Raw genomic sequence first — 3435 nt, forward strand, 5'->3', positions numbered from 1 at the left:
TGTCATTGGTTTTCTCACAGGATGGTCTTGGATCTTACATTCTTTATCTCTAGCACATCTTTAGAAAAATGGTATGAGATATCTCGCCGGACTGCCAGCAAAATCTTAAATTCCTTAGCGGGCATCAATACCTCAATCTTCCTTGCAGCCCCTACCCGCTGCGGAAAAACCCACACTCTGCACAAATGGCTGGCAGACTTGACAACACGGTTTCCACAAGCTGACATTTACGTAATTTCCCAAAAGTATGAGGACTTCCCCGGTGTTGCCCGCGATCGGCTGACGGTGTTTGACCCCTTGCAAATTGAACAGTCGATGCAGTTCTTGGACGAGGTTTACGACAAATTGCAACAGAGAAAATCGAAGCCCGCAACAGAGGAAACCTACCGAAACCGACCTATCAAGCTAATCCTCGAAGATTGGTTTGCGACGCATCAATGCTTGTCCCAGAAAAAGAACATCCCTATATGGGAAGCTGTCGCAGCCAAGCTAGGAATGATAGCCACTGTTGGGGGTCAGTACAATGTCGGGTACTTCATCTGTACTCAATCTTTCAACATTGCATCTAGTGGGGTTGCCGACAGCAATATCCGGCTCAATTTGGCACTATTAGCTCAAGGTTTAGTACGGACTACTAAAGACGGTGAAGAGCAAGGCTCTTACGGTGTAATCGAGCAAATGTTGAACAATCCAAACGTGATTGCAAGTAAGCTTCATAGAGATTTGTTGTCGGCAGATTTGAAGCTATTAATCGCTGATTCGATGTCTGAGCAAACACCAATTATTCTATCTACCATCGGCAATCCAGTATTAGGGTTGATGCCCAAGATTGAAGTCAACAAAGCGACTGTTACTGATGTTTCCAGCGTTCCGGCTGTTGATAGTGGAAACTTCCCAAGCTTCCAAAACCCAGACAGCGAGCAAAGCACGGAAGACGCGGGAAACCCTTATGGAAAGCCAGTTCCCGACGCTGGAAACTTGGGAAGCTTCCTAGGGGAAGTGTTGGCGGAAGCCCTCCCGCCCGTGTTTTCTGAGGAATTTCCGCTGGCGGAACATGAGCAACGGTTACAACTAGCAAAATTAATAATTGCTCAAAACTTAGGCAAGGAAAGGACAATCTTTTTACTCTGGGGCTTGAAGCCTGGGGGACGCAATCATCACCTCTACAGTGACGCGAGAGAGATGCTTGAGAAGCTAATCAAGGGTGATAACAATGCCAACAAATAACTCACAAATTCAAGCATTACTGCCTGAAGGATTCTCGCAGGAAGCACAAGAGGTAATCATAGCAATGGTGTTAGAGACTTACACAGAAAACAGTGATTTGAAGAAGCAAGTAGAAGCCGTTATCGAGCAATTTGAGGCTGAATATCCCCCGCTATCTATTTGCCCGCGATGTCAAGGACACGGGTGTAGCTACTGCGATTTCGATGGGGTATACGATCCATCCGAACGAGAGCCAGACGGTACAAATTAGGAGACAAAAATGGAAACCGAAATATTCATCCGCCACCGCACTTATGCTGCGATCGTCCGGGGCCCAAACTGGAAAATTCAATGGCTCAACGAAGGATATCAATCTCTCGTCGGCACAGCCCAAACCCACGAGCAAGCGATCGAAGCGGCCCGATCGAAGATTGATACGATCGTCGAAATAAATGCTCGCCCCAGAGACTGATCGGGACGATCGAATACAATGCAAATAATGCGGGAACCCTTTCCCAGTTACCGATTACTAATTACCCACCATGTAAAAAAGCTCCCTGACATTTTCGGTCAGGGAGCTTTTTTATTAGGGATGTGTCGCCGCTGCGTAACGACTCAACTATTTTACCGATCGCCCTTGCTCTCTTTCCCTTCCAGCATCTCCAGAATTGCCTCCACATCTGCCAAGTTCGCCCCCGATTTTTTACGCCGCGCCTTCAGTTGGTTGAGCAAGTCGGCTGGCTCTGGTAACTCAAGTTCAGTCGCTGGCTGCTGCTTATAGGCTTCTAGTTCAGCTTGCAGTTCGCCGATTTCTAACCTCAACCTAGATTCTGCGGGGTTGGGCTTGAAACTGTACCCCCGCTCCAATTCCCGAATCTTGTTGTTTTGTTCGAGGATTGTGGCTTTTGCTTCTGCTAGCTCACTTCTGGCGTCGCTGAGTTGCCCTTGCCAGCGGACTTTCTCAAGCTCGATCGCGCGCCCTTCGCGGTGTACTTCTGCCGCTGCTTCCTTAGTCTCTTTCTTGAGTTGGGCAAGTTCTTCCCGATCGGAACCCGCCGCCAGTAATTGCTGATTAAGAGCTTCTAGCTCTTCTGTGTGCTTGGCTCCGATCGCCTTACTTGATTCGTAAATATGATTTTTGTAGTCGGAGAATCTCTTTTTCCATTCTTCATTTTTGGCTTTCAATTCCTCGATCGTCCGATCGCGCTCTGCAATTTGCGATCGCACTTCCTCTAATTCCCGCCTGAGCGAGTCACTGTCTGCCTGCACTTCTTGTATCCTGCTGGCACTGGTTTCGAGTAGCTCTAGGTATTGCCGCTTAGTGTGATCGAGTTCGGTTTGGAGTTCATTTCGATCGCGGGTAGCTTCTGCGAGTTGCCCTTGAGTTTGTTCTAGTTGCTGCCTGAGCGGTTCGTCATTGGGGCGATCGGTCAGGCAGCGGACTCCCCCAGCAATTCAGCCTTTAATTCTGCTTTGAGTTCCGCTCGCAGTGGCTTAATGATTTCTACAATACGCTGTTCCAAGCTGTCTAACAACTCTTGTCTTACGTCAGACGGCTGTTGTCTGACTTCTGCGGGTGAGGGTAGGACAACGGAGCCATCAGACAGCGCCGCGAGACCCGCCCGCATAATGTCGATCAAAGTCTTAGAGCGATCGTACCCGTGGGTAGTATTGGTAGCCCCCGGATAGCGCTCTTTCCCTAAATTGTCGATCGCCTCCAACACTTCATCTGGACAGCGAAAAGTTAACGATGTTGACGCCATTGTCTTACCTCGGTCATATATGTATGACGCCATTGTATAACACCAGTCGTTATTTGTATGACGTATAAGCAAAATCTGTCATACAGGAGTTTGTCATACAGCTTGCTTATGTCTAACAATTATGTCTTACAACTGCTTGACATCTGTCTAACAGATTGCTAGTATGTAAGACATAAGGGTAAGACAAGCCCAGACGCCACACACCACACCGAACCTAGAAAAATGAATATTCACAACAGCCTGATTTCTACCGCGTTGCTAGCACTTCAGCAAGCCGGCGAACTCCGCTACAGCAATCGCATCGGCAACACCCCCAGCGGATTCTACACAACCGTAAATTACCTGGGTGCTGACAAGCTCGGACAATTCACAATCCTCATCTATCTCACCTCAAACCCACATTCCGCACCCCCAACTGGCACATAGGCAGATGGAGGGGATAAAAGTGAATCATCCGAGATAATAA

Annotated in this window: 5 protein-coding genes and 1 pseudogene; 4 read left to right on the plus strand and 2 right to left on the minus strand. The window is 48.2% G+C overall.

The window, feature by feature from the left end; all coding sequences use genetic code 11:
• The 3 genes and pseudogenes from QUA80_RS33155 to QUA80_RS33165 form a co-directional block, all read left to right on the plus strand.
• Nucleotides 1–1227, plus strand: a pseudogene (locus tag QUA80_RS33155) (hypothetical protein); the annotation flags it as partial.
• Nucleotides 1214–1477 (plus strand): hypothetical protein, encoded by a 264-nt coding sequence (locus QUA80_RS33160; RefSeq protein ID WP_333429142.1) that lies wholly within the window; start codon nucleotides 1214–1216, stop codon nucleotides 1475–1477. The pseudogene QUA80_RS33155 and the gene QUA80_RS33160, both read left to right, overlap by 14 nt.
• 9 nt (nucleotides 1478–1486) lie before the next feature.
• Nucleotides 1487–1678, plus strand: coding sequence for a hypothetical protein (locus QUA80_RS33165; RefSeq protein ID WP_333429143.1), 192 nt, complete (start codon nucleotides 1487–1489; stop codon nucleotides 1676–1678).
• Nucleotides 1679–1830: 152 nt separating this feature from the next.
• Here the strand turns inward: QUA80_RS33165 and QUA80_RS33170 are convergent, their stop codons facing one another.
• Together QUA80_RS33170 and QUA80_RS33175 are read right to left on the minus strand one after the other, a co-directional pair.
• Nucleotides 1831–2475, minus strand: coding sequence for a hypothetical protein (locus QUA80_RS33170; protein ID WP_333429144.1), 645 nt, complete (start codon nucleotides 2473–2475; stop codon nucleotides 1831–1833).
• Nucleotides 2476–2636: 161 nt separating this feature from the next.
• The gene (locus tag QUA80_RS33175; RefSeq protein WP_333429145.1) at nucleotides 2637–2969 is read right to left on the minus strand and encodes a hypothetical protein; all 333 of its coding nucleotides are present in this window, start codon (nucleotides 2967–2969) and stop codon (nucleotides 2637–2639) included.
• 222 nt (nucleotides 2970–3191) lie between these two features.
• Here QUA80_RS33175 and QUA80_RS33180 point away from each other — a divergent pair, with 222 nt between their 5' ends.
• A complete protein-coding gene (locus QUA80_RS33180; RefSeq protein WP_333429146.1) occupies nucleotides 3192–3395 on the plus strand; it encodes a hypothetical protein in 204 nt (67 codons plus the stop codon).
• The last annotated feature ends 40 nt before the right edge of the window (nucleotides 3396–3435 follow it).

Origin of the sequence: Microcoleus sp. F4-D5, assembly GCF_036704885.1 — a bacterium.
Lineage (GTDB): Bacteria > Cyanobacteriota > Cyanobacteriia > Cyanobacteriales > Microcoleaceae > Microcoleus.

Excerpts from the sequence above, each read along its gene's own strand:
- QUA80_RS33160 (WP_333429142.1), top strand. The coding sequence starts at position 1,214 with ATGCCAACAAATAACTCACAAATTCAAGCATTACTGCCTGAAGGATTC.
- QUA80_RS33165 (WP_333429143.1), top strand. The coding sequence starts at position 1,487 with ATGGAAACCGAAATATTCATCCGCCACCGCACTTATGCTGCGATCGTC.
- QUA80_RS33175 (WP_333429145.1), bottom strand. The coding sequence starts at position 2,969 with ATGGCGTCAACATCGTTAACTTTTCGCTGTCCAGATGAAGTGTTGGAG.
- QUA80_RS33180 (WP_333429146.1), top strand. The coding sequence starts at position 3,192 with ATGAATATTCACAACAGCCTGATTTCTACCGCGTTGCTAGCACTTCAG.